The following is a 24,066-nucleotide window of genomic DNA, read 5'->3' on the forward strand; positions in this document are numbered from 1 at the left end:
TTAATTTTTCCGTTTTTCTGAGAATGGCCGTGCCGCTGGCGGTGCAGCGCCCGGTGCAGACGGCTGTGCATACGCGCGGTGCCTGCTTCATTCGTTAATCATAAGGCAGACCACCCGGAATTTGCAGCAGCGGCTTTGCCATGTTGGTGAGCGGGGGCGAAATCTGACGCAGATTTCGCGACGTTTCCTGACGCAGGAAACGGGTTCTGATTGAGGCGCTGGCGGAATTTGCGTCAAATTCCGGCGCGTTTTTTGTGGCAAAAAACGCCTACCTGCGGGCGCGGTCGACCCACATCAGGGTGCCAGCGGCGGTGATGGCGATGGCCGCGCCGACGATGGCGGTGAAGGCGTAACCGCCGACCACCACGCCCATGGCGAAGGCGGCGGCGGCAAGCAGTTCCGACACCAGCCGTTGCAGCGCGATCATCGCCCCCGACGTGCCGGGACGACCGGCCAGCAGGTCCTGATAATAGGCGATGGGCAGGGTCAGGATGGCCGCGCCGCCAAGCCCTGCGAACAGGGTCAGCAGCCAGAGCCAAGCGGTTTCCGTCAGCACCGGCATCAAAGCGAGATGGGTGCAATAGAGCAGCGTTCCCGCCCCGATCAGGGTTTCGCGGCGGAAGCGGTGCGTGATCAGCGGCAGCAGGAGCATGAAGGGCACCTCCCACCCGGCGACGAGGCCGATATAGAGCGCCACATCCCCCGCATCGCGGGTGGGTGATGCATCAAAGACCAGCGCGGTCAGGATCATGTAGAGGTTGCCCGCCGAGGCGATGGCACCGAGCAGCAGCAGGCGCAGCAGGATGGGGGGTGAGGCGACCTCTCCCAAGGCGCGGCGGAAGTTGAGGCCGGAGGGGCGGTCTTCCCATGTGGTCTGCCCGTCGCGCGGCCAATAAAGGTGCAGCAGCGCCGACAGGGCGACCGCGGCGATGGTGGCTGACAGGTAGACAGCCATGACATCCAAGCCCGCGCCGAAGGCGAAGGTCCAGAAGATCAGCATGGCGAGGAAGCTGAGCGAAAGCGCGGCGCGGATCGTGGCGAGGATGGCGTCGCGGGCGGCCCCGTCATCGGAGCGGGCAAGGCGGGCGAGGGCGAAAAGCTGGCCGTAAAGCGAGGTGGCGACGGGGAACAGCAGGCCGTGGCACAGGGCGAAGGTCAGGGGCGAGGGGGCCAGATACATCAACCCTACGCCCGCCGTGCCGGAGGCGGTGGTCAGAAGCGCGATGCGGCGGCGGCCTGCGCCCTGATCGGTGAGGATGCCCAGCAGGACCGAGGCCGTGACGGACACGGCAGAGGCGGCCACGAGGACGAGGGCGAAGGTTGTCTCGCTCATGCCGATGCGTTCGATCCCCACCAGCGATTGGTAGGGATAGACCGAGGCGTTCAACGCCCCCAGCAGCAGCAGGGCAATGGCGATCAGGCGCAGGGTCGGGTCACGCAGCACGGCAAGCGAGGACATGGATCAGGCCTTTGCCGCGGGGATGACCTTGCCGGGGTTCATCAGGTTGTTCGGGTCCAGTGCGCCCTTGATGGCGCGCATCACATCCAGCGCGACGGGGTCTTTGCGGCGGTCCATCGAGTTGAGCTTGGACAGGCCGACGCCATGTTCAGCCGAGAAGGAACCGCCGAGGTCTTGCACGATATCTTCGATCGCGTGGATGACGCGGTCATAGACGGCCTTGGACGGATCACCCGGATAGACCGAGAAATGCAGGTTGCCATCGCCCAGATGGGCCACGGTGACAGTGTCGGCACCGGGGGCGATATCGGCAAGGCGGGGGGTGATGCGGTCAAGGAAGGTGGCGACCTTGTCCAATGGCACGGCGATATCGCTGTCGATCATGGGTTTGACCGCAGCGCCGATTTCCGCAGCGGCTTCGCGCCGTGCCCACATGGCGCTGCGCTGGGCATCGGACCGGGCGATCTGGGCGTCCAGGATCAGGCCTTCGTCCATGAGTTGGGCGAGGGTGGTTTCCAGCAGATCGGCCAGCGGGATGGTGCCATCTGCCTGTGCGGTCGTCAGCGCGGGCGAGGTGGCTGCAAGTTCCACGAGGATCGTGCAGTCATGCGGTTGGGTGAAGGGTTGGCCTATGTCGGGGCGGACCTTGAGCAGGCGGCGCATGTAATCGGCGGGCATGTATTCAAAGGCCTCGACCAGCCCGCCGGAAGCGGCTTGCAGGCGGTTCAGAAGGATCAGCGCGTCGGGAAGGGACCGGGCGGCAAGCGTTGCCGTGGCCTGCGCGCGGGGGGCGGGGACGAGTTTCATCACGGCGGCGGTGATGATGCCAAGCGTGCCTTCGGCCCCGATGAAAAGCTGCTTCAGGTCGTAGCCCGAATTGTCCTTGTGCAGTTCGGACATGAGGGTGAGGACGCGGCCATCGGGCAGCACAACCTCAAGCCCCAGACAGAGCGCGCGGGTGGAGCCGTAGCGCAGGACGTTGGAGCCACCGGCATTGGTCGAAAGCACGCCGCCGATCATGGCCGAGCCGCGCGCGCCGAACCAGAGCGGGAAGTAGAGGCCGTGGTCGGCGGCGGCATCGTGGAGTTTGGACAGGATGACCCCGGCTTCGACAATCGCGATACGGGCATCGGGGCGCAGGTCGCGGATGCGGTTCAGCCGCTCGGTCGAGAGGAGGAGGCCGCCTTCGGTATAGGTGCCGCCGGTCAGACCCGTGTTGCCGGAGACGGGGATCACGGGGATGGCGTGGCGGGCGGCGATGCGGACAGTTTCCGACACCTCGGCCGTGGTGGCGGGGCGGGCCACGGCGATGGGGGTGCCGTGGTAATTGCCCATCCAGTCACGCGAGAACCGTTCCATGTCGGGGCCGGTCACGACGTTGGACGCGCCGAGAAGGGTGGAGAGATCGGCGATGAGGGACATGGGAGGCGGCTCCGTCTGATGGCGGAGTGATCGGACGGGGGCGGGGGAGTTGCAAGGGGGAATGAAGGCCCCGGCGTGGCACGGGGTGGGTGGCTGGGTGAAGGTGAGTATTTGGGCCGAGATGAAGATCAGGCGGTCGGGCCTTGGGCGATGCGGAGGGCGAACCAGAGAAGGAAGGTGAGGATTAGGAGGGAGATGCCTATGGCGCCGAGGGCTTGGCCTACGCGGTTAAGGCGGGATTTTCCGGCGGTCTGGAAGGCGTGATTGATCACCTCGACCCCGATGCGGGAACGTTCGTAAAAGGGGGCGAAGAGAGTTTTCCAATAGGCCGGATGGGAAAAGACCGGGATAGCGATCGAGATGAAGATAAGGACGAAGCCGAGCCAGAGCGCAAAGAAACCTATGAAGAAGAGGGTTTCGACAAGGGCTGGGACCATGGGGCGTTCACTCCGTTGACATTGCTAGTTCTAGCACAGCGGGGCCGAGGCCTGCGACGATCTTTGCCACGCCATCCTTGTTGGGGTGGATGCCGTCGGGCTGCATCCAGGGGGTGAGGTCGGCCAGATTGGTGGCATCGGGCGCGAGGGGGGCGAAGAAGGGAATGGCGAGGCGCGCGCCGTAGGTTTGGGCGATGTCGGGGTAGAGGGTATCGAAGGCGGCCTTGTATTCGGGGCCGTAATTGCCGGGGGCCTGCATGGGGATGACCAGCACGTCCAGCCCGCGGTCGGTGGCTTGTTTGACGATGGCATCAAGGTTCTTGCGGGTTTCTTCGGGCGGCAGGCCGCGGAGCAGGTCATTCCCGCCGAGGGTGACGATGAGCGCATCGGTTTCGGGGGTGAGCGACCAGTCGAGGCGGGAGAGGCCCCCGGCGGTGGTGTCGCCCGAGACGCCTGCGTTGATCACCGTGGCATCGGCCCCCTGTGCGGTGAGCCAGCTTTGCAGTTGGGGGACGAAGCCTTCGCCTTCGGGCAGGCCATAGCCTGCGGTCAGGCTGTCACCCAGCGCCACGATGGTGACGGGTTCGGCGCTGGCCGCGACGGGAATGAGGGCCGCAAGCGTTACAGCCACTGTCGCCAATGTGATGTTGCGCCGCAGCGTGCGCGCGCCATATGTGGCTTTGGGCAGAGATACAGAGGCGATTTTCATGGTGGATTCGGTTCTTACGCTGAGGGATGCACGGTTGACCTTGGCGGGAAATGCGGGGCCGGTCGATATCCTCAAGGGTATATCACTGGAAGTTCATAGGGGCGAGACGCTTGGGTTGATCGGGCCGAGCGGATCGGGGAAATCATCGCTTCTGATGCTGATGGGCGGGTTGGAGCAGGCGACGGGCGGGTCGGTTCACGCGCTGGGGCAGGATCTGACGGCGATGGATGAGGATGGGCTGGCGCGGTTCCGGCGCGGCAAGATGGGGGTGGTGTTCCAGTCCTTTCATCTGATGCCCACGATGACGGCCTTGGAGAATGTGGCGGTGCCGCTGGAGTTGATGGGCGTGGCAGATGCCTTTGTCCGCGCCGAGGCAGAGTTGCAGTCGGTGGGGTTGGGCGCGCGGATGGACCACTATCCCAGCCAGATGTCGGGGGGTGAGCAGCAGCGCGTGGCGCTGGCGCGGGCGGCGGCACCGCGCCCGGCGATCCTGCTGGCGGATGAGCCGACGGGGAATCTGGACGGGGTGAACGGGCAGGCGATCATGGACCTGCTGTTCGGCCTGCGCGACAAGCATGGCGCGACGCTGGTTCTGGTGACCCATGCGCCAGAACTGGCGGCGCGCTGTGACCGGGTGGTGCGGCTGGCCGACGGGCGTGTGGTGGGCGAGGGCATCGTATGAGCCTCGCTTGGACGATTGCCCGGCGCGAGTTGCGCGGCGGGTTGAAGGGGTTTCGCGTGTTCCTCGCCTGTCTGGCGCTGGGGGTGGCGGCGATTGCCGGGGTGGGCATGGTGCGCGCGGCGATCCAGCAGGGGCTGGAGGATCAAGGCGCGGTGCTGCTGGGCGGCGATGCGCAGATGGAGTTTACCTATCGTTTCGCCACGCCCGAGGAACGGGCCTGGATGGACGGCATCGCAGACCGCGTGTCGGAGATCGTGGATTTCCGGTCGATGGCGGTGGTGGGCGAGGAAACCGCGCTGACGCAGATCAAGGCGGTGGATGACGCCTATCCGTTGCTGGGCGCGCTGGAGCTTGAGGCCGGAACGCTGGCCGAAGCGCTGGCGGTGCAGGATGGGGCGCCCGGTGCGGTGATGGACAAGGTGCTGGTGGATCGGCTGGGGCTGACCCCCGGTGACAGGTTCCGGCTGGGTGTGAAGGAATTCCGGCTGGGCGCGGTGCTGTTGCGCGAGCCGGACAGCGCCAATGGCGGCTTTTCACTGGGGCCGCGCACGATTGTGCGGACGGCCGATCTGGCGGGGTCGGGGTTGCTGGAACCCGGATCGCTGTTTGAAACGGAATACCGGCTGGTGCTGCCGCCGGGCACGGACCTTGCCGCTATGGAGCGACGGGCAGAGGCAGAGTTTGCCAATGCCGGGATGGGCTGGGATGACAGCCGCCGCGCCGCGCCGGGGGTGGAGCGGTTTGTCGAACGGATCGGGTCTTTCCTGATTCTGGTTGGGATTGCCGGGTTGGCCGTGGGCGGCGTGGGCGTGCAGGCGGCCGTGCGGGCCTATCTGGATGGCAAGGTGGCGACGATTGCCACGCTGAAAACGCTGGGTGCCGAAGGGCGGCTGATTTTCCGCATCTACCTTTTGCAGATTGCGGTTCTGGCAGGGGTCGGCGTGGTGCTGGGCCTGTTGTTGGGGGCGGGTTTGCCCATTCTGTTCGGCGGGGTGATCGAGGCGGCGCTGCCTTTCCCGGCAGAGATCGGGCTGTATCCCATGCCGTTGATGGAGGCGGCCTTTTATGGGTTGGTGACGGCGTTCCTGTTCACTCTGTGGCCGCTGGCGCGGACCGAAGGGGTGCGGGCGGCAGCGTTGTATCGTGGGGCGGGGCGGGGCGGTTGGCCTGTGGCGCGGCATCTGTGGGCGATTGCAGCGCTGGCCGTGCTGCTGGTGGGCGGCGCGGTATGGTTTTCGGGAACATGGGAGCTGACGCTGGGTTCGGCGGGCGGTGTGATCGGCGCGCTGTTGGTGCTGGCGCTGGCGGCAATCGGGCTGCGCTGGGGTGCAAGGGCGGCGGCGCGGGCCGGGTTGGCGCGGGGGCGGGTGCCGCTGCGCATGGCGCTGGCCGCGATTGGCGGGCCGCGCGAAGAGGCGGGGGCGGTGATCCTGTCGCTGGGGCTGGGGCTTTCGGTGCTGGCGGCGGTGGGGCAGATCGATTCCAACCTGCGGTCGGCGATTGAAACCGATCTGCCGGAACGCGCGCCGAGCTATTTCTTTGTCGATATCCAACCCGACCAGATCGAGGGCTTTCTGGCGCGGGTCGAGGGTGACCCTGCGGTGAGCAAGGTGGAAAGCGCACCGATGCTGCGCGCGGTGCTGACCCAGATCAACGGTCGACCTGCGAAAGAGGTGGCCGGCGAGCATTGGGTGGTGCGGGGCGACCGGGGGATCACCTATGCCACCCAGCCGCAGGAAAACGCGCAGGTGGTGGCGGGCGAGTGGTGGCCCGAAGATTACACGGGGCCTGCGCAGGTGTCCTTTGCCGCCGAGGAGGCCGAGGAGATCGGGCTGAAGCTGGGGGATGAGTTGGTGGTCAATGTGTTGGGCCGCGACATCCCGGCGACGATCACCAGTTTCCGGCAGGTGGATTTTTCCAGCGCGGGGATGGGGTTCGTGATGACGATGAACCCAACCGCGCTGCAAGGGGCGCCGCATACGTTCATTTCCACAGTCTATGCCGAGGAAGAGGCCGAGGCGGCGATCCTGCGGGATGTGTCGAAGGCCTATCCCAACGTGACCGCCATCCGCATCCGCGAGGCGATTGACCGCGTGACCGAGGCGCTGGAGGCGATTGCCACGGCAACGGCCTGGGCTGCGGCAGCGACGCTGGTGACCGGGTTCGTCGTGCTGATCGGTGCGGCGGCGGCGGGGGAGCGGGCGCGCGTCTATGAGGCGGCGGTGCTGAAGACGCTGGGGGCGACGCGGGGGAAGATTCTGGCCAGTTTTGCGCTGCGGTCGGCGCTGATGGGGGCGGCGGCGGGCGTGGTGGCGATTGTTGCGGGGGGCATTGCCGGATGGGCGGTGATGGTTTTCGTGATGGAGGCGAGTTACCGGTTCGAGCCGGTATCGGCCTTTGCCATCGTGCTGGGCGGGGTGTTGGCCACCATGGCGGCGGGGCTTTTGTTCGCGCTGCGCCCACTGGCGGCGCGTCCGGCGCAGGTGTTGCGGTCACAGGAATAGGGGTGCGGCCCTGACGATCTTCGTCAGTCGGACGCGTTCATGTGGAACATTCCGGTTGAACCGGGGATGAATTGGAATAGAAGTTCCGTTTTGAGGGACATGCTGTTCCATGGGGGGGATCATGCCGGATCATTCGGGAACCGTGGCCGTTGTCACCGGCGGGGCGCAGGGGTTGGGTCTGGCCATTGCCGAGCGGCTGGTGGCAGACGGCTGCCGCAAGCTGGTGATTTCGGGCCGCAACGTGACCAAGGGCGAGGCCGCGGCCGAAGGGTTGCGCGCAAAGGGCGCGGATGTGCGCTTCTTGCCTGCCGACATGAAGGATGCGGGCGAGGCGGTGGAACTGGTGGAGCGGGCGCTGAAGCGGTTCGGGCCGGTGAATGCGCTGGTGAATTCGGCGGCATCCACGGCGCGGGGGTCCATTCTGGATACCACGCCGGAGGGGTGGGACGAATTGATGGACACCAATGCCAAGGGGCCGTTCTTTGCGTTGCAGCGCTTTGCGCAGGCGGCGGTGGTTGCGGGCCATCCGGCAGCGGCGGTGAACATCGTGACGATGAGCAGCCATTGCGGGCAATCGTTTCTGGCGGGCTATGCGGCCAGCAAGGCGGCGCTGGCCAATATCACCAAGAACAGTGCCAATGCGCTGCGGACCCATCGCATCCGGGTGAACGGGGTGAATGTGGGCTGGATGGATACGCCGGGCGAAGATGCCATTCAGCGCGGGTTTCATGGATCGGATGATGGCTGGCTGGCACGGGCCGAAGCGGCGCAGCCGTTTGGGATGCTGGTCAAGCCCGGGCATGTGGCGGGGCTGGTGTCCTATCTTCTGTCGGACGAGTCCGGCGTGATGACCGGGGCGATGGTGGACTTTGACCAGAATGTGAATGGGGCCTATGGGGAGTGATCCCCTTTTGGCATGGAAAGGCCCTGAACGGGCGAAGGAGTAGGAAGATGGCGATCAGGTTCGGGCTGCTGGGTGCGGGGCGCATCGGCAAGGTTCATGCAAAGGCCGTGACGGGCGACGCGCAGGCAAAGCTGGTGGCGGTGGCCGATGCCATGCCGGCGGCGGCACATGCGATTGCCGATCAGTATGGCTGTGACGTGCGCACGATCGAGGCGATTGAAGCGGCCAAGGATATCGACGCGGTGGTGATCTGCACGCCGACCGATACGCATGCCGATCTGATCGAGCGGTTCGTGAAAGCGGGCAAGGCCGTGTTCTGCGAAAAGCCCATCGATCTGTCGCTGGCGCGGGTGAAAGCCTGCCTTGAGGTGGTCCGCGCGCATAAGGGCACGCTGATGGTGGGCTTCAACCGCCGCTTTGACCCGCATTTCCGCGCCGTGCGGGCCGAGATCGACAAGGGCACCATCGGGGATGTGGAAATGGTGGTCATCACCAGCCGCGACCCGGGCGCGCCGCCGGTGGATTACATCAAACGGTCGGGCGGAATTTTCCGCGACATGACCATCCATGATTTCGACATGGCGCGCTTCCTGCTGGGTGAGGAGATCACCGAGGTGGTGGCGACGGCGGCGGTTCTGGTGGACCCGGCGATTGGCAAGGCGGGGGATTTCGACTCTGTTCAGGTTCTGCTGAAGACGGCGTCGGGCAAGCAGGCGATGATTTCAAACTCGCGCCGCGCGACCTATGGCTATGACCAGCGGATCGAAGTGCATGGGTCGAAGGGGGCGGTTTCAGCGGAGAACCAGCGCCCGGTGTCCATCGAGGTGGCGACCGGTTTGGGTTACACCCGCCCGCCGCTGCATGATTTCTTTATGACCCGCTACACCGAGGCTTATGCGGCCGAGATCGCCACCTTCATCGCGGCGATGGCCGGGACGGGCAAGGCGGAACCGACGGGCGAGGACGGGCTGATCGCGCTGGCGCTGGCCGATGCGGCGGTAAAGTCGGTGGCCGAAGGGCGCGTGGTGAAGATGGCAGAGGTTCTCTGACATCTGTCTGACGGATGCAGGATGCCGCGCAGGAAACTGCGCGGCATTTTCATTTTGGCGCCTTCGTTTACCAAGAACGCGGCGAGGAAGGGGCGCCTGGCATGCGTTTCGGTGCGCTTGCGATCAGGTGGAAATGGGTATTTGGGCCAAGGTGAAATTGGCAGGGTAAGTTCGTTTTCGCTGCGCAGCATTGCGCGAAAATGCTGCGGTCTTCGCTGCGCAGCAATTATATAATATCAATGGGTTAGTTGGTGAGCAGGCTGTAGCTTGCGGCGGCTTCGCTGCGGTTGGTCACGGTGATGGAGAGGGTGGCATTTTCTGGCGGGGTGAAGCTGCACAGGGCGCGGTCGGAGGGGGCGGTGTCGAGGCAGACGGGGGTGCCGTCGGGCAGAGCGACGGAGAGGTCCAGATTGGATTTGCCATCGCCCAGCAGCCCCACCTCGGCCAGTGCGGCGGCGAAGAAGGGCAGGGTGTAGACCTGCACCGCGCCGCCCGCGATGCCGCGGGAGGAGCGGATGACGGTAAGGGTGGGGGTGCGCGTGACCTCGGCCTCTGTTCGGGCGATGAGGTCGGTGGCGAGGTCGTCTTCCTTTGCCAAGGCGCGGGCGGCGGTGAACATGAATTCGGCACCCGGATAGGAGGCAGGAACGACGTCGCCGGAGGGATCGGGAAGGCGGTCGCTGTCGGTGGCGGTGATGCCGGCGGCAAGGCGGGCGGCAGCGAGGATGGCGAGCGGATCCTTGCGCGCGAGGCCCAGATCAAGCAGCGCCTGCGCGGCCATGAGTTGCGCCACGGCCCCGGCATCGCGGGGCGGCTGCGGTGCGGTTTCCTGCGCCGTTGCGGGGGCGGCGAGGATGGCCAGAAGGGCGGCGGTGAGCAGGCGCATGGGAATCGCTTTCGTCAGGGTCTGACCCTGTTTTGCACCGGGGCAGGGGTGGGGGGAAGGGGCGGGCCTTCCGCTTGGCGCGCTTATGCGATTAGGTGACGGCGCCAATGGAGGACTGCCCGATGGATGCGCGTGCGATACTGGAACGGCTGATCGCCTTTGACACGGTGAGCGACCGGCCCAACCGGGCGCTGATGGATTGGGTGGCAGGCGTGCTGGCCGGGGCGGGGATAGAGGCGGTGCTGATCCCGGATGCGGGCGGCGGGAAGGCCAATCTCTATGCCACGGTGGGGCCTGCGGATGTGGGCGGGGTGATGCTGTCAGGGCATACGGATGTGGTCCCCGTTGAAGGGCAGGCCTGGACGCGGCCGCCATTTGAACTGACCGAGGGCGAGGGGCGGCTATTCGGGCGCGGGACGGCGGATATGAAGGGTTTTGTCGCCTGTGCGGTGGCGGCCATGCTGGGCGCGGCGCGGCGGGATTTGCGCGTGCCGCTGCATCTGGCGCTGTCCTATGACGAGGAGATCGGCTGCATGGGCGTGCGGTCGATGATCGAGATGCTGGAAGGCGCGCCGGTGCGGCCGCGCATGTGCATCGTGGGGGAGCCCACAGGGATGGCCGTGGCGACGGGGCATAAGGGCAAGGTCGCCTTGCGGGCGACCTGCGTGGGGCGCGAGGGGCATTCGGCGCTGGCGCCGCTGGCGTTGAACGCGCTGCATCTGGCGGCGGATTTCGTGGGTGTGCTGCGCGGTGTGCAGGCGCGGGTGGTGTCTGAGGGGATGCGGGACGGGGATTATGACGTGCCCTACACCACGCTGCATGTGGGCAAGATGGCGGGCGGGGTGCAGGTGAATATTGTGCCGCAGACGGCAGTGGCGGATTGGGAGATCCGGTCCCTGGCTGGGGAGGATGTGGCGGGGCTGATCGAGGAGGTTCGTGCGGGATGCGCGGCGGTGGTGGCACCCTTGCGGGCGGAGTTCCCCGAGGCAGATATCCGGATCGAGCGGCTGTGGGATTATCCCGGGTTGGGGACGCCGTCGGATGCGGAGGTGGTGAATTTCGTGAAGGGCCTGACCGGGGCGAATGGGACGATCAAGGTGGCCTTTGGCACGGAAGGCGGATTGTTCGACGCGCGGCTGGGGGTGCCCACGGTGATTTGCGGACCGGGGTCGATGGCGCAGGGGCACAAGCCGGATGAATATGTGAGCGTGGAGCAGATGGCGCGCTGCGAGGCAATGCTGGCGGCGCTGGTCACGGCCTGCGAGGCGGGGTTCTGATGGTGGTGAAGCTGGACAGTCTGGCCGATGTGCTGGCGCTGGGGTTCGATGACATCATCGATGTGCGCGCGCCTGCGGAATGGGCCGAGGACCATATCCCCGGCGCGATATCGCTGCCGGTGCTGGATGATGCCGAGCGGGCGCGGGTGGGGACGATCTACAAGCAGGTGAGCCCCTTTACCGCGCGCAAGGTGGGCGCGGCGCTGGTGGCCAAGAATGCCGCCGCGCATCTGGAAGGACCGCTGGCCGACAAGCCGGGGGGGTGGCAGCCCTTGGTCTATTGCTGGCGCGGTGGGCAGCGGTCGGGGAGTTTTGCGTCGATCCTGAGCCAGATCGGCTGGCGCGTGGAGGTGGTGCAGGGCGGATACAAAAGCTGGCGGCGGCTGGTGGTGGAGGCGCTGTATGACCAGCCGTTCGCGCATCGGTTGATGGTGCTGGACGGCAATACCGGAACGGCCAAGACCGAGGTGCTGGCCCTGCTGGCGGCGCGGGGCGTGCAGGTGGTGGATCTGGAGGGGTTGGCCAATCATCGCGGATCGCTGTTCGGCCATATGGGAGAACAGCCGAGCCAGAAGGCATTTGAGGGGCGGCTGGCGCTGGCGCTGGCGCGGCTGGACCCAAGCCGCCCGGTCGTGGTGGAGGCCGAGAGCGCGAAGGTGGGTGAGTGCCGCCTGCCGCCCAAGCTGTGGCGGGCGATGGTGACGGCGCCGCGGATTTCGATCGAGGCCCCGCGCGCGGCGCGGGCGAAATATCTGGTGCGCGCCTATGCCGATCTGGTGGCGGATGTGGCGCGGCTGGATGCGGTGGTGGCGTCGCTGGCGCCCGCCCATCCGCGCGAAGTGATTGCCGAGTGGCGGGCGATGGCGGCGGCGGGGGCGTTTGTCGATCTGGCCGAGGGGTTGATGGCGCGGCACTATGACCCGCGCTATGGCAAGCACCGCGCGCGAATGGAGGTGCCGGTGACGGAGGTGGCGGTGGAGGCGTTGGACGATCTGGAATCGCTGACCGACCGGATTGCGGGGTTGATCGCGGCCTATTGAATTGAGCGGGCATGCGCCCGCACGGCTTTTGCCTCGCCAGCGCGCGTTCGCGCTTGGCTCAGGGTTTTTTGGGTATTTGGGCCAAGATGAAGCGGCGGGGTCAGGCCTTGCGGCGATGGGCGGGGGGGATGCCCTGTACGGCGCGGTATTTGGCGACGGTGCGTCGGGCGATCACCGCGCCTTCGTCCGACAGGGCGCGGGCGAGGGCATCGTCGGAGAGGGGATTGCGGCGGTCCTCGCGCGCGATGAGCGTGGCGAGTTGGGCGCGCAGGGCGGCGGCGGAGAGATCGGGGGCGGCGTCGCTGCCCCGGCGGGCGGAGAACAGCGCGCGCAGCCAGAAGGTGCCGCGCGGGGTGTCGACGCTGGTGCCGGAGACCACGCGGCTGATGGTGCTTTCGTGCAGTTCGAGGGCGTCGGCGACATCGGCCATGGTCATGGGCAAGAGGCGGGCGGGGCCGTGATCAAGCGCGGCCTCTTGTCGGCGCAGGATTTCCTGGCCCACGCGCAAGAGGGTGGCGTTGCGCGCCTCGACCAGACGGAGCAGGGCGCGGGCGGGGCCCTGACCTTTGCCACGGCCGGGCGTGACGGTGACGCTGGGCAGGGCGGAACGGTTGAGAGCGACGGTCCAGCCCAGATCGCCCCTGCGGGCGATAAGATCGGGTTCGCGGATCGGGGCGGCGAGGCTGTCGAAGGCGGCACCGGGTTTGGGGTTCATCGCGCGGATGGCGCGGATGGCCTGGGCGATTTCGGCTTCGGTTGCGCCGAGCTTGCGGGCAAGACGGGCGGTGTCATTCGTGGCCACCAGATCGAGGTTGTCGATGACGCCCAGCAGGACGGGATCGGCGGGGCCTTCGGCGCGGGCTTGCAGCCGCAGGCATTCGGACAGGGAGCGGGCGAAAAGGCCTGCGGGTTCGATGCTGTGCAGACGGGTGAGGACGACATCGACCTGTGCCACGTTCACGCCAGCATCGGCTGCGATCTGGCGCAGGGGTTGGCCCAGCCAGCCGGAGGGTTCAAGCGCATCAGCAAGGGCAAGTGCGATGCGGGCGTCAAGCCTGGACAGGGATTGGCGGGCGATCCAGTCGGTGACATGGGCCATCAAGCTGGGCGGGGCGGATTCGGCCAGGCTGGGCGGGGGATCATCGCTGCGAAACATGCTGTCCCAGCGGGGAAGCCAGTCGCCGGCGGGCGGCGGGCCAAGCTGCAATGCGGGGTTTTCGGCGGCCTGTTCTTCGAGATAGCGGGTCAGGCCTGCGGCATCGGCCTTGAGCAGGCGCAGCGAGGATTGCAGCGCCATCGAGAGGTGCAGGCGCTGGGTGGTGGTGACTTCGATCCGCTGATTGGTGGCCATGGGGTTTTCTAGGGCTGCGGGGCGCGTGGCGCAACAGTGCTGCAGCCTGTGGCGGGGCGGGACAATCGGGCGCTGGTGGCCCCCCTTACCTTTCGCGGGGGCGGGGGGTAGGGTGCCGGGTGGATGGCGACAGACAGGCGAAGATGCAGGATCCGATCCCCCTTGTTCAGGATATCGTACTGGTGGGCGGGGGCCATGCCCATGCTCTGGTGCTGCGGATGTGGGCGATGGACCCGCTGCCGGGGGTGCGGTTGACGGTGATCAATCCGAACCCGGCGGCCCCCTATACCGGCATGTTGCCGGGGCTGATCGCGGCGCATTACCGGGCGGATGAGATCATGATTGATCTGGTCCGGCTGGCGCGCTTTGCCGGGGCGCGGGTGATCCTGGACCGGGCGGTGGGGATCGACCGGGCGGCAAAGAAGGTGCTGTTGGCCGGGCGCGGGGCGCTGCGCTATGACCTGCTGTCGCTGGATATCGGGATCGGGTCGGACCTGCCGGATGTGCCGGGATTTGCCGAACATGCGGTGGCGGCCAAGCCCTTGGGGGATTACGCCCGGCGGTGGGGGGCCTTTGTAGCCAAGGCCCCGGCGGAGCCGCGGCTGGTGCTGATCGGGGCCGGGGTTGGCGGGGTGGAACTGGCGCTGGCCTCGGCCCATCGGTTGCGCGCGGCGGGGAGGGTGCCGCAGGTGACGCTGCTGGAACAAAGCGCGGCAGTCTTGCCAAACATCGGTGCGCGGGCGCGGGCCACATTGCTGGCGCGGCTGGACGCGGCGGGTGTGGTGATCAGGACGGGGGTTCGGCCCGTGGCCGTGGGGGCCGATCATGTGATGCTGTCGGATGGAGCGAGGCTGGCATCGGATTTCACCCTGTCGGTGGCGGGGGCGCGGCCACAGGGTTGGCTGGCCGAGACGGGGCTGATGATGCACGAGGGCTTTGTCACCGTGGACCGGCATCTGCAAACGTCGGACCCGGCGATCTTTGCGGCCGGCGATTGCGCCTTTTTGAGCCATGCGCCGCGGCCCAAGGCCGGGGTCTATGCGGTGCGGGCAGCACCGGTGCTGCTGCACAATCTGCGGGCAGCGGCGGCGGGATTGCCCTTGCAGCCGTTCCACCCGCAGCGGGATTATCTGAAGCTGGTCTCGCTGGGGCCCCGCGAGGCGGTGGCGGACAAGTTCGGCCTGCGGTCGGGCGGGGCGTGGCTGTGGCGATTGAAGGACCGGATCGACCGCAAGTTCATGGCGAAGTTCGACGCCTATCCCGTCATGTCGCGGGTGGTGCCTGCGCCCGGCGCATTGGGGCTGGCCGAGGCGATGGGGGAAAAGCCGCTTTGCGGTGGCTGCGGGGCAAAGGTCGGGCCGGGGGCGTTGAGCGCCGCGCTGCGGGGACTGCCGGTGCCCGTGCGGGGGGATGTGCTGTCAGGGCCGGGGGATGATGCGGCGGTGCTGCGGCATGGCGAGGGGGTGCAGGTGATCACCACCGATCATCTGCGCGCGACCTGTGCGGATGCGCGCCTGATGGCGCGGATCGCGGCGATTCATGCGCTGGGCGACATCTGGGCGATGGGGGCTGCGCCGCAGGCGGCGCTGGCGCAGGTGACGCTGCCGCGCCTTTCCGAGGTGTTGCAGGCCGACATGCTGGCCGAGATCATGGCGGCGGCGGGTGAGGTATTCGGCGCGGCCGGGGCGGATGTGGTGGGCGGGCATACGACCGTGGGGGCGGAACTGACGATCGGGTTCACCATCACGGGGTTGGCGGCGCGGCCTGTGACCAAGGCGGGGGCGCGGCCGGGGGATGTGCTGATCCTGACCAAGGCGCTGGGGTCGGGCACGATCATGGCGGCGGATATGGCGCTGGCGCGTATCCCCGGTGCAATTCTGGGCGAGGCGGTGGCGGCCTGTTGGGCGGCCATGGCCGTGCCGCAGGAGCGGGCGGCGGCGGCCCTCGCCCCCGTGGCCCATGCGATGACGGATGTGACGGGGTTCGGGCTTGCCGGGCATCTGCTGGAGATGCTGGAGGCATCGGGTGTGGCGGCGCAGATTTCGCTGGCACAGCTGCCGTTGATGCAGGGTGCCGAGGCATTGGCGGCGCAGGGTGTGGCAAGCACGCTTGCGCCTGCGAACCGGGCTGCCGTGATGGGGCGGATGAGCGTGCCGGGGGGGCCGCGCGGGGCGTTGCTGTTCGATCCGCAGACGGCGGGGCCGCTGTTGGCCGCGGTGCCGGAGGATCGGGCCGGGGCGGTGCTGGCGGCGCTGGTGGACGCGGGGGTGCCTGCGGTGCGGATCGGGGTGGTTCAGGCAGGGGTGCCTTATCTGCACGTGGTGTAAGGGGGGCGAAATCTGACGCAGATTTCGCGACGATTTTTGAACGCAAAAATCGCCTTTTCCGCGCGGCACAGCGTGAAGGGGCCGGAATTTGCGTCAAATTCCGGGGCGGTTTCTGTGCCAGAAACCGTTTTGGCGACCTGTTGGGTCGCCTTCGGGGGTGATCTTGGACAGACTTCGGATTAGGTGCCGGAGCGGAACAGTCTTGCAGGTCGGCGATGGCGTATTTTCTGGGCGTGGATACAGGCGGCACCTACACCGATGCGGTGATCGTGGATGAGGCTGCGACGCGGGTGATCGGATCGGCCAAATCGCTGACCACGCGGGGGGACCTGGCGCTGGGGATCGGGCGGGCGGTCGATGCGGCACTGGCCGGGGCGGGGGTTGCGCCGGGGCAGGTGTCGCTGGTGTCGCTGTCTACCACGCTGGCCACCAATGCGCTGGTCGAGGGGCAGGGCGGGCGCGTGGCGCTGGTCTTTATCGGGTTTGATGCGGCCGACCTGGAACGCGGGGGTCTTGTCGAAGCGCTGAAGGGCGATCCGGTGATCCATCTGGCGGGCGGGCACAGCCATGCGGGGACAGAGATCGCGCCGCTGGATCTGGCGCGGCTGGAGGCCGAGGTGGCTGCGCTTGCCGATCAGGTGGTGGGCTTTGCGGTGGCCGCCAGTTTTGCCACCCGCAACCCGGCGCATGAAGTGGCGGCGCGGGCGGTGATCCGGCGGGTGACGGGGCGGCCGGTGACCTGTTCGCATGAGCTGTCGGCCAATCTGAACGGGCCGAAGCGGGCGCTGACGGCGGTGCTGAATGCGCGGCTGATCGGGATGATCGACCGGCTGGTGGCGGCCTGCGAACGGCATCTGGATGCGGTGGGGATTGTGGCGCCGCTGATGGTGGTGCGCGGCGACGGGGCGCTGATTTCTGCGGCGATGGTGCGGGAGCGGCCGATTGAAACCATCCTGTCCGGCCCGGCCGCTAGCATCGTTGGCGCGCGGTGGTTGACCGGGGAATCCGATGCGCTGGTATCCGACATCGGGGGCACGACGACGGATGTGGCCCTGCTGCGCGGTGGGCTGCCGGAGATTGACCCGCAAGGCGCGCGGGTGGGCGGGTTCCGCACCATGGTCGAGGCGGTGGCGATGCGGACCACGGGGCTGGGCGGTGACAGCGAGGTGCATCTGATCACCGAAGGGCTGAACGGCGGGCTGCGGCTGGGGCCGCGGCGGTTGGTGCCGGTGTCGCTTTTGGCGGTGGAGCATGGGCCGATGGTGCATGCGGCGCTGGATCGCTGGCTGTCGGCGGATGCGGTGGGCGAATATGACGGGCGGTTCGTGATCCCGATGGGGGGAAATACGGGCGGGCTGGGGCCGCGCGATCTGGCGGTGCTGGGGCGGGTGACGGGGCCGATGGCCGTGGGCAACGCGCTGACATCGCGGCTGGAGGTGGCGGCGCTGGAGCGGCTGGTGGCGCGCGGGCTGGTGATGATTTCCGGGGTGACGCCGTCGGATGCCAGCCATGTGCTGGGGCGGCTGGAGGCATGGGACAGTGCGGCGGCGGAAAAGGCAGTGCGGCTGCTGGCACGGCGGCGCAACGGGCGGGGCGAGCGGTTCGCGCCTGATGCAGCGACGCTGGCGCAGGCGATCGTGGATCAGCTGACACAGCAGACGGTGGATTGCCTGCTGGAGGCCGCCTTTGCCGAGGACAGTGCCTTTGCTGGCGAGGTGCCGGAAACGCTGGCGCGGCATCGGCTGACATCGGTGGGGTTGTCGCAGCATCGCGGGATCGTCGAGATCACCGCGCGGCTTGGCGTGCCGGTGATCGGGCTGGGCGCTTCGGCCGGGTCTTACTATGGCGCGGTTGGGGAACGGCTTGGCTGCCGGATGGTGTTGCCGCAACATGCGGGTGTGGCCAACGCCATCGGCGCGGTGGTGGGGCAGGTGAGCCAGCGGGTGACGGGGACAGTCACCTCGCCCAGCGAAGGCCGGTTCGTGGTGCATCTGGCCGATGGGGTGCAGCAGTTTTCCGAGCGGGAAACGGCGATGGCCGCGCTTGAGGCTGCGTTGGTTGCAGAGGCCAGCACCCGCGCCCGCGCGGCGGGGGCCGAGGAACTGCACGTGACAGTCAGCCGCGACATTCGCGAGGCCGAGGTGGAGGGCCGCGCGATGTTCATCGAGGCGCAGGTGACCGCCACCGCATCCGGCCGCCCGCGCGTGGCGCATGGCTGAGAAACGGGCACGGATCGTGACTTGACGCCACCTTTGCTGCACTGTAGGCAGCGCGCCAATGGCTAGGTAGCTCAGTTGGTTAGAGCATGCGACTCATAATCGCAGGGTCGGGGGTTCGAGTCCCCCCCTCGCCACCACTTTCCCGTTCTATCAAGATTATCGTTCATATTGAACGTGACAGGTTTCTATCGGGCAGAGCTGGGCGCGGCATTCTGGCCTGCCAGTCTGACCAGTGATGATGGTCACACGGAATCGAGCCTTATGGCTTTTGGCTGTCTCCTTGCAGACGCTCCTACGCATGTATTGCCAAAGGATCAGCGGAGTGGATTACGAAACGTAGGTGACGTGGCCGACCTGCGTGTTCGATAGGGTGCACTTTGGTGCGGCTATGCGCTCTGTTCTTCTTATGCCTTTGAATGTCGTGCCGTCGACAATGTGTTTCAGGCCGGAGGCTATCTTTTTCAGGTCCTTCGAGCCCGCGTCGTTTGGGTTTATGCCGAAAGCGCAGCTTGTCATAGCGGACAGTCTTGCTGCGGGACTTCCGGCCGGGGATGCAGGGGCGTGTAGGCGGGTTATTGCCTGTAACAGCATCATCCATGACTAAGTGGTATGCGCAGGATTTTCGGCAGCAGTTTGGTAGCCCTAGTGCGGTAACCACGTATTCAATCAGCGCACGGCCCGTTGTGCCGCCTGATCGTCCAAGAGCTTGTGGATCAGGCCCACTTGTCCGGTAACCTCTGCCTTGGCGTAGATGTTTCGCAAATGCGACCTGACCGTGGACTCGGCCACGCCAAAGGCAGAGACGATGTCGGTTGCGGCGAGGCCGTCTCGGATCAGGGTGCAGATGCGCAGTTCGGTCGCGGTCAGTTGCCAGGGATTTGCGCTGGACAGCGCTTCGGGGGCGGAAGACGGATCGGGGGCCATTCGCCGTGTGACGCTGGGCGTGTTCGACATCAGGCGCGCGATGCGCCCCTCCGGGCGGCGATTCCAAGCAAAGGCGATGGCTTGGGCCAGAGTGTCCAATTGATCGTAATGATGCCGGTCAAGGCGGCGCGGCAGGTGAAATTCCAGCATATCAATGACGCCGGTGGCATGACCCAGAACGACGAGGATCACGTCGGCAATCGCGCGTTGTGTAAGCCAATGATGCTGTTGCGGATCGAGACGGTCGTCCTCGGCATGGCTCGGGTCGCGCAAGGACCAGAGGCTGCCGCCGCGGGCGCGGTGCGGTGGTATCGTGATGAGGTCAAGGCCCAGCGGCCGCGTCATTGGGAAAGCGCCGGTCGCAGCCTTGCAATCGTAGGACGACAGGATGCGATGTTTGCCGGATGGGATGTGGGCGCGGATCAGAACAGCGCAATCCGCCCGCACGCAACGGGACAGGCTGCTCATCGCGGCGCGCAGATCGCCGGTGCCGTGCAGGCATTCGGTCCAGAGAATCGCGGCTTCGGTCAGCGTGACCGAGGTGGAAACTGGTGTGGCTGAGAGCGGTCGTGGCATGGCAGCACCCGATCGTCTGTGGCTGTATTTATTATTGTTAACAAACTTAGGCGGTGTCGGAGGGCGGCCAAAGAAAATTCGCGGTTACAAGACCTTTGGCTGATCCGCCGGGATCAATGCTGGCGCGGAGCGTGTATTTTCCATGATTTCGCCATAGTTCTGCCACCAACGGTTGTTGGCCAATATTCAAAAGTGCGAATCACTGCATCCGAATGATGGTCTTTGCATCTGCGCAATCCGTTGTTTTGCAATCTTAGGGCGTAAATTCGGGCGCGCTGACACAACCCTGCATCGTCATTCTTCACAGGTTCAGACGATCCAAGCGGTCTGATCCATCCCCTATCATGCCCTCATTCCGGCGAAGAACCTGCCGGGGTAGCGGCGTGCAGAACGCCGTTCCATCGCAACCTGGGAATGGAAACAGATCATGAAGAAGATGCTCAAGACTTTCTGGAAGGACGAGGACGGCGCGGCGCTCGTGGAATACGGCGTGGCGCTGCTGGTGGTGATCCTCGTGGGGACGGTCGCACTGATCAACGTGGCACAGGATACGGGTGCTCAGTTCACCGACGCTGGACGCGCGACAGATGCAGTACGCGCCGCAGTTCCTCCGGCTGGCCCCTAAGCTCAAAAAACTGTGAGCACACGGCCTGAAAAACTTGGTCGGGTGCTCACAAAGATCCCAGCTCCCTCTGGAGGCAACCATGCGTGTAACCTCGATCCTGTTTGCCCTTGTAGGCCTTGGCGTTGCTGCCGGATCGGCGCAATTGGCGCGGGATCTGCTGGTTACGCCAGCGGCGACGGCCAGTTCGGAGAAGCCTGACCTGGTGACGATCGTCACGACATCGAAAGAAATCGGGCGGGGCGATGTGTTGCAGGCGCAGCATTTTACCACGCAGGTCTGGCCGCGGTCAGCGCTGCCGGTGGATGCCTTTACCGAGCTGGAGGATCTGTTGCCGCCCCCGGACGGCAAGCCGCGCCGGGCCCTTCGGTCGATGGTGGCGGGCGAGGTCGTGCTGGCGTCAAAGGTTTCGGACTTTGGTGAGAAGGTGACCATTGTGCAGTCGATCACGCCCGGAGCGCGGGCGATGTCGATCAAGGTCGATGCGGTCACTGCGGTGGGCGGTTTGGTGACGCCGGGCGATTTCGTCGACATTCTGCTGACGCGGGGGGACGATGCCACGCTGGTGACAGACACGATCATGCGCAAGGTCAAGGTTCTGGCCGTTGACCAAAGCTCGGACGAATTGAATGAAGCCCCGGAGATTGCCGCTACCGTGACGGTGGAGGTCACGCCGGAGGAAGGGCAGGTTCTGGCGCTGGCCCAGAGGGCGGGTTCGTTGAGCCTGGCTTTGCGGACGCCTGATACCGCCGAAGGCCCGCCGATTGACCGGCTGCGGCTGAGCGATCTGGTGCCGGAGCCGGCCCCACCACCGCCGGAACCTGTGGTCGTCGAGGCGGCCCCGGTCGTGGCCGTGGCCCCCGCTCCGCCGCCGCGCAAGACGGTTGTGATCCGGCGCGGAACGGATGCGCAGGAAGAAGTGACCCTGAGAAACTGACTTTGCCTTGCGTCCGAGTGCGGCCCCCGTTCAGCCCCTCCGAATCCAGCCCCCGAGTTCAACCCCCGAGCCTCATGAGGTGAACCCGCCATGTCATGCCTGCCTTTCCCCTTGTTCCGAATGCCGGGCTGCCTGCGCCGCTTTGCGGCGGATCAGGGCGGGGCTGTTCTGGTGATGTGGGGGATGTTTCTGGCGGTGGCCTTCGGGTTTCTGGCGCTCGCGGTGGATTTCGGCCGCGTGGCCAGTACCCAGAGCGAGATGCAATCCTATGCTGATCAGGTAGCGCTTGCCGCTGCGGGCGAGTTGGACGGGCGGACGGACTCCATCACCCGCGCCACGGTTGCGGCGGATCGCTTGATCCGGGATTGGCAGACCTATGCTGCGGGCGACCGTGCGCTTGGGGGGGCAGCGGACTTCCGACTGGCCTTTCTGACCACATTGCCCAGCAGCGATACGGCGGCCGCCGCGGCCACGACCGCCGATGCGCGGCTGGCGCGCTATGTTCAGGTGACCGTGGCAACCGCGACGGTGCCCACTCCCTTTGCGGCGGTGGCCTCGACGTTGCGCGGTGCGGCCGTGACATCAAATTTCGAAGTGGCGGCCTCGGCGACGGCGGGTCCGGCTGCCTATGCCTGCGACGTGACGCCGTTGATGTTCTGTGTTCCGAGCGGATGGCGGGCGGATGCCAATCGCGGCGATCAGATCACCCTGCGGTCGGGTGGGCAAGGCGCGGCCTGGGGGCCCGGGAATTTCGGCTTTCTTGATCCGTCCAGCCTGCCGACCGATGCCGAAGGCCCATGCGCCCTTGCGACCGGCGCGCAACTCTATCGCTGCCTTGTCGGGGCGGAACGGGCCGTCACGGCCTGTATCCGCACCGATCAGGGCGTCAACACCCTGACCGGGCAGCGTGTGGGCTTGGCCGAGGCATTCAATACCCGATTTGACCATTTCAGCGGGTCGATGCAGACCCTGCGAAACGATCCGGCCTATCGTCCGGCACCCAACACCGTGCAAGGCACGCTGCCGAGGCGGCCGGGCAATGGCAACGCACCCCGCCCGGCCTGCCGCGGGAACAACGTCGAGGTGTCGGATGCGATGGCCTTGCCGCGTGATACCTGCATTGTATCAGGGACTTGCGGGCGGTTCGGGGATGGCAGTTGGAACCGCGGCGCTTATGTCGCGATGAACCATAACGGCGTGTATCCTGCGGGAACCAACGCGACCAGCACCCGCTATGCGATGTATCTGGCCGAGATTGCGGCCGCGCGCAGCAGGACGGCACCGAACAACGTGCCCCTTCCGGGCCGGCAGGAAACCGGGGCACCGCAATGCCACGCGCTTGGCCCGACAAACGATCCGGACCGACGGACAGTGATTGCGGCGGCGATCGATTGTGCGGCCAACGACATTCGTGGAAGCACCAGCAATGTCGTGCCGCTGGAGTATGTCCAGCTTTTCATGACAGAACCCGTCGCCACCCCGGGCGGCGGCTCGGACGCCGAAATCATGGTCGAGGTCATTCGCAGCGCGGGGGGTCTTGGCTCCGGCGCGACGACGGGTACCTACCGCGAAATCGTACAGTTGTATCGGTGATCGCGATGGCGCTGTTCCCCCACCTCCGCCGCTTTGCAAACGACCGTTCGGGCGCGGCGCTGGTCGAATTCGCTCTGGCGCTGCCGCTGATCATTCTGGTGAGCTATATCAGCATCGATGGGCTGCGGCTGATGTGGTCTTATCAGGCTGCAACCGCGGGGGTGCATGAAGCGACGCGCTATCTGGCGCGCGTGGCTCCGGGTGATATCTGCGAAACGGGCGGGACGCTGAGCAGTTTTGACGCGGCGCTGTTCACCATGGTCGATGGTGCAGGCGGCGGGCAAAGCGTGTTTGGTCGCGATGCCGAACTGCTGGGGGTGACGACGAGCCTCCGCTGCGTGGCGGATGCGGGATTGCGGCAACCTCAGGTGCCTGTGGTGACAGTATCGGCTGATCTGCGCATGTTCCTGCCGCTTCACCTTGTCTTGTCGCAGCTGGCAGGAACGGATGCGGCGGTCTTTACGGCGCGGATCGAGGAACAGGCGAGGGTTTACGGACTATGACCCCGCTGCGCGCCCGTCATCGCCTTGCTGCACGCCTGCGCCGCTTTGCCGGGGATGAGGGCGGTGCCACGCTGATCGAGTTTTCGCTGGTGGTGTTGCTCTTTCTGTTCCTGCTGTTTGCCATCATCGATTTCGGGCGGCTTGCCCACACCTGGGCCGCCGCGCAAAAGGCCACGCAGGTCGCGGCACGGATCGCGGCAGTGCGCCCACCGGCCTGTGCGGGTGTTCCGGTGCTGAACAGCCGGGGGGCGGCGGGGGCCGGGATCACGTTTGGTACCTTGTGCCGGGCGGGGGCGGGCATCTGCGCCGATCCGGGGCCTGCCAGTTGTTCCGGGGTAAGCACGAATGCGACGACCGCCGAGATCTTTGCCAAGATCCGCCCGCTGCTGCCGGCCGGGGCGACCGAAGGCAACCTGCGGTTCACCTATCGGTTCGATCCGAACCTCGGGTTCTTGGGTGGGCCTTATGTGCCGATGGTGACGGTCGATCTACAGGGGTTGGAGTTCGTCTTCGTGTCCAACCTTGGCCTGATGATCACGCCGATCACAGGCCAGCCAACAACTTTGGGGGCAAACATCCCGCTGCCCCGGATGTCGATTTCGGTGCCGGGCGAGGACCTGGCGCTGGGAACGGCCGGGTAGGGAA

The 24,066-nt window shown here is 66.4% G+C and carries 20 protein-coding genes and 1 tRNA gene; 14 read left to right on the forward strand and 7 right to left on the reverse strand.

Annotation, left to right across the window (positions count from 1 at the left end):
• Positions 1–268: 268 nt before the first annotated feature.
• The 4 genes from RSE12_03630 to RSE12_03645 all read right to left on the reverse strand — a co-directional run bounded on the left by RSE12_03630 (position 269) and on the right by RSE12_03645 (position 4,027).
• A complete protein-coding gene (locus RSE12_03630) occupies positions 269–1,459 on the reverse strand; it encodes an MFS transporter (protein ID WRH63436.1) in 1,191 nt (396 codons plus the stop codon).
• Positions 1,460–1,462: 3 nt separating this feature from the next.
• Complete coding sequence (locus RSE12_03635; GenBank protein WRH63437.1) at positions 1,463–2,881, reverse strand: FAD-binding oxidoreductase; 1,419 nt, start codon at positions 2,879–2,881, stop codon at positions 1,463–1,465.
• A gap of 128 nt (positions 2,882–3,009) precedes the next feature.
• Complete coding sequence (locus RSE12_03640) at positions 3,010–3,318, reverse strand: hypothetical protein (protein ID WRH63438.1); 309 nt, start codon at positions 3,316–3,318, stop codon at positions 3,010–3,012.
• Positions 3,319–3,325: 7 nt separating this feature from the next.
• Positions 3,326–4,027: an arylesterase gene (locus RSE12_03645; GenBank protein WRH63439.1), complete on the reverse strand. Its 702-nt coding sequence runs from the start codon at positions 4,025–4,027 to the stop codon at positions 3,326–3,328.
• On the opposite strand from RSE12_03645, the gene RSE12_03650 reads away from it, so the two are divergent.
• The 4 genes from RSE12_03650 (at position 4,026) to iolG (ending at position 9,166) form a co-directional block, all read left to right on the forward strand.
• On the forward strand, positions 4,026–4,709 hold the full coding sequence (locus tag RSE12_03650) for an ATP-binding cassette domain-containing protein (GenBank protein WRH63440.1): 684 nt from the start codon (positions 4,026–4,028) through the stop codon (positions 4,707–4,709). The two genes, RSE12_03645 and RSE12_03650, sit on opposite strands and share 2 nt — an antisense overlap.
• Complete coding sequence (locus RSE12_03655; GenBank protein WRH63441.1) at positions 4,706–7,213, forward strand: FtsX-like permease family protein; 2,508 nt, start codon at positions 4,706–4,708, stop codon at positions 7,211–7,213. The genes RSE12_03650 and RSE12_03655 overlap by 4 nt, the downstream gene beginning before the upstream one ends.
• 121 nt (positions 7,214–7,334) lie before the next feature.
• On the forward strand, positions 7,335–8,117 hold the full coding sequence (locus RSE12_03660; GenBank protein WRH63442.1) for an SDR family oxidoreductase: 783 nt from the start codon (positions 7,335–7,337) through the stop codon (positions 8,115–8,117).
• Positions 8,118–8,164: 47 nt separating this feature from the next.
• A complete protein-coding gene (gene iolG, locus RSE12_03665; protein ID WRH63443.1) occupies positions 8,165–9,166 on the forward strand; it encodes an inositol 2-dehydrogenase in 1,002 nt (333 codons plus the stop codon).
• Positions 9,167–9,410: 244 nt separating this feature from the next.
• Here the strand turns inward: iolG and RSE12_03670 are convergent, their stop codons facing one another.
• On the reverse strand, positions 9,411–10,052 hold the full coding sequence (locus RSE12_03670) for a hypothetical protein (GenBank protein ID WRH63444.1): 642 nt from the start codon (positions 10,050–10,052) through the stop codon (positions 9,411–9,413).
• Between the two features lie 122 nt (positions 10,053–10,174).
• On the opposite strand from RSE12_03670, the gene argE reads away from it, so the two are divergent.
• Both argE and mnmH read left to right on the forward strand, forming a co-directional pair.
• Positions 10,175–11,329, forward strand: a complete 1,155-nt coding sequence (gene argE / locus RSE12_03675; protein WRH63445.1) for an acetylornithine deacetylase — start codon at positions 10,175–10,177, stop codon at positions 11,327–11,329.
• Entirely contained in the window at positions 11,329–12,369 is a 1,041-nt protein-coding gene (gene mnmH / locus RSE12_03680) for a tRNA 2-selenouridine(34) synthase MnmH (protein WRH63446.1), read from the forward strand. The genes argE and mnmH overlap by 1 nt, the downstream gene beginning before the upstream one ends.
• Positions 12,370–12,469: 100 nt before the next feature.
• Here the strand turns inward: mnmH and rpoN are convergent, their stop codons facing one another.
• Complete coding sequence (gene rpoN / locus RSE12_03685; GenBank protein ID WRH63447.1) at positions 12,470–13,720, reverse strand: RNA polymerase factor sigma-54; 1,251 nt, start codon at positions 13,718–13,720, stop codon at positions 12,470–12,472.
• A 143-nt stretch (positions 13,721–13,863) separates the two neighbouring features.
• On the opposite strand from rpoN, the gene selD reads away from it, so the two are divergent.
• The 3 genes from selD to RSE12_03700 all read left to right on the forward strand — a co-directional run bounded on the left by selD (position 13,864) and on the right by RSE12_03700 (position 18,403).
• Positions 13,864–16,047, forward strand: coding sequence for a selenide, water dikinase SelD (selD, locus tag RSE12_03690; GenBank protein ID WRH63448.1), 2,184 nt, complete (start codon positions 13,864–13,866; stop codon positions 16,045–16,047).
• Between the two features lie 215 nt (positions 16,048–16,262).
• Positions 16,263–18,266 carry a hydantoinase/oxoprolinase family protein gene (locus RSE12_03695; GenBank protein ID WRH63449.1) on the forward strand — a complete coding sequence of 668 codons (2,004 nt, stop codon included), beginning with the start codon at positions 16,263–16,265 and terminating at the stop codon, positions 18,264–18,266.
• Between the two features lie 60 nt (positions 18,267–18,326).
• A tRNA-Met gene (locus tag RSE12_03700) sits at positions 18,327–18,403 on the forward strand.
• A gap of 529 nt (positions 18,404–18,932) precedes the next feature.
• Here RSE12_03700 and RSE12_03705 read toward each other — a convergent pair.
• The gene (locus RSE12_03705) at positions 18,933–19,766 is read right to left on the reverse strand and encodes a helix-turn-helix transcriptional regulator (GenBank protein WRH63450.1); all 834 of its coding nucleotides are present in this window, start codon (positions 19,764–19,766) and stop codon (positions 18,933–18,935) included.
• 427 nt (positions 19,767–20,193) lie between these two features.
• Between RSE12_03705 and RSE12_03710 the strand changes: the two genes are divergently transcribed.
• The 5 genes from RSE12_03710 (at position 20,194) to RSE12_03730 (ending at position 24,062) form a co-directional block, all read left to right on the forward strand.
• Entirely contained in the window at positions 20,194–20,391 is a 198-nt protein-coding gene (locus RSE12_03710) for a hypothetical protein (GenBank protein ID WRH63451.1), read from the forward strand.
• Positions 20,392–20,470: 79 nt separating this feature from the next.
• Positions 20,471–21,325, forward strand: coding sequence for a Flp pilus assembly protein CpaB (cpaB, locus tag RSE12_03715; protein WRH63452.1), 855 nt, complete (start codon positions 20,471–20,473; stop codon positions 21,323–21,325).
• A gap of 90 nt (positions 21,326–21,415) precedes the next feature.
• Complete coding sequence (locus tag RSE12_03720) at positions 21,416–22,918, forward strand: pilus assembly protein TadG-related protein (protein ID WRH63453.1); 1,503 nt, start codon at positions 21,416–21,418, stop codon at positions 22,916–22,918.
• 5 nt (positions 22,919–22,923) lie between these two features.
• Positions 22,924–23,421: a TadE/TadG family type IV pilus assembly protein gene (locus RSE12_03725; protein WRH63454.1), complete on the forward strand. Its 498-nt coding sequence runs from the start codon at positions 22,924–22,926 to the stop codon at positions 23,419–23,421.
• Entirely contained in the window at positions 23,418–24,062 is a 645-nt protein-coding gene (locus RSE12_03730; protein WRH63455.1) for a TadE/TadG family type IV pilus assembly protein, read from the forward strand. The genes RSE12_03725 and RSE12_03730 overlap by 4 nt, the downstream gene beginning before the upstream one ends.
• Positions 24,063–24,066: the final 4 nt, after the last annotated feature.

It is taken from the genome of Fuscovulum sp. (assembly GCA_035192965.1).
Lineage (GTDB): Bacteria > Pseudomonadota > Alphaproteobacteria > Rhodobacterales > Rhodobacteraceae > Paragemmobacter.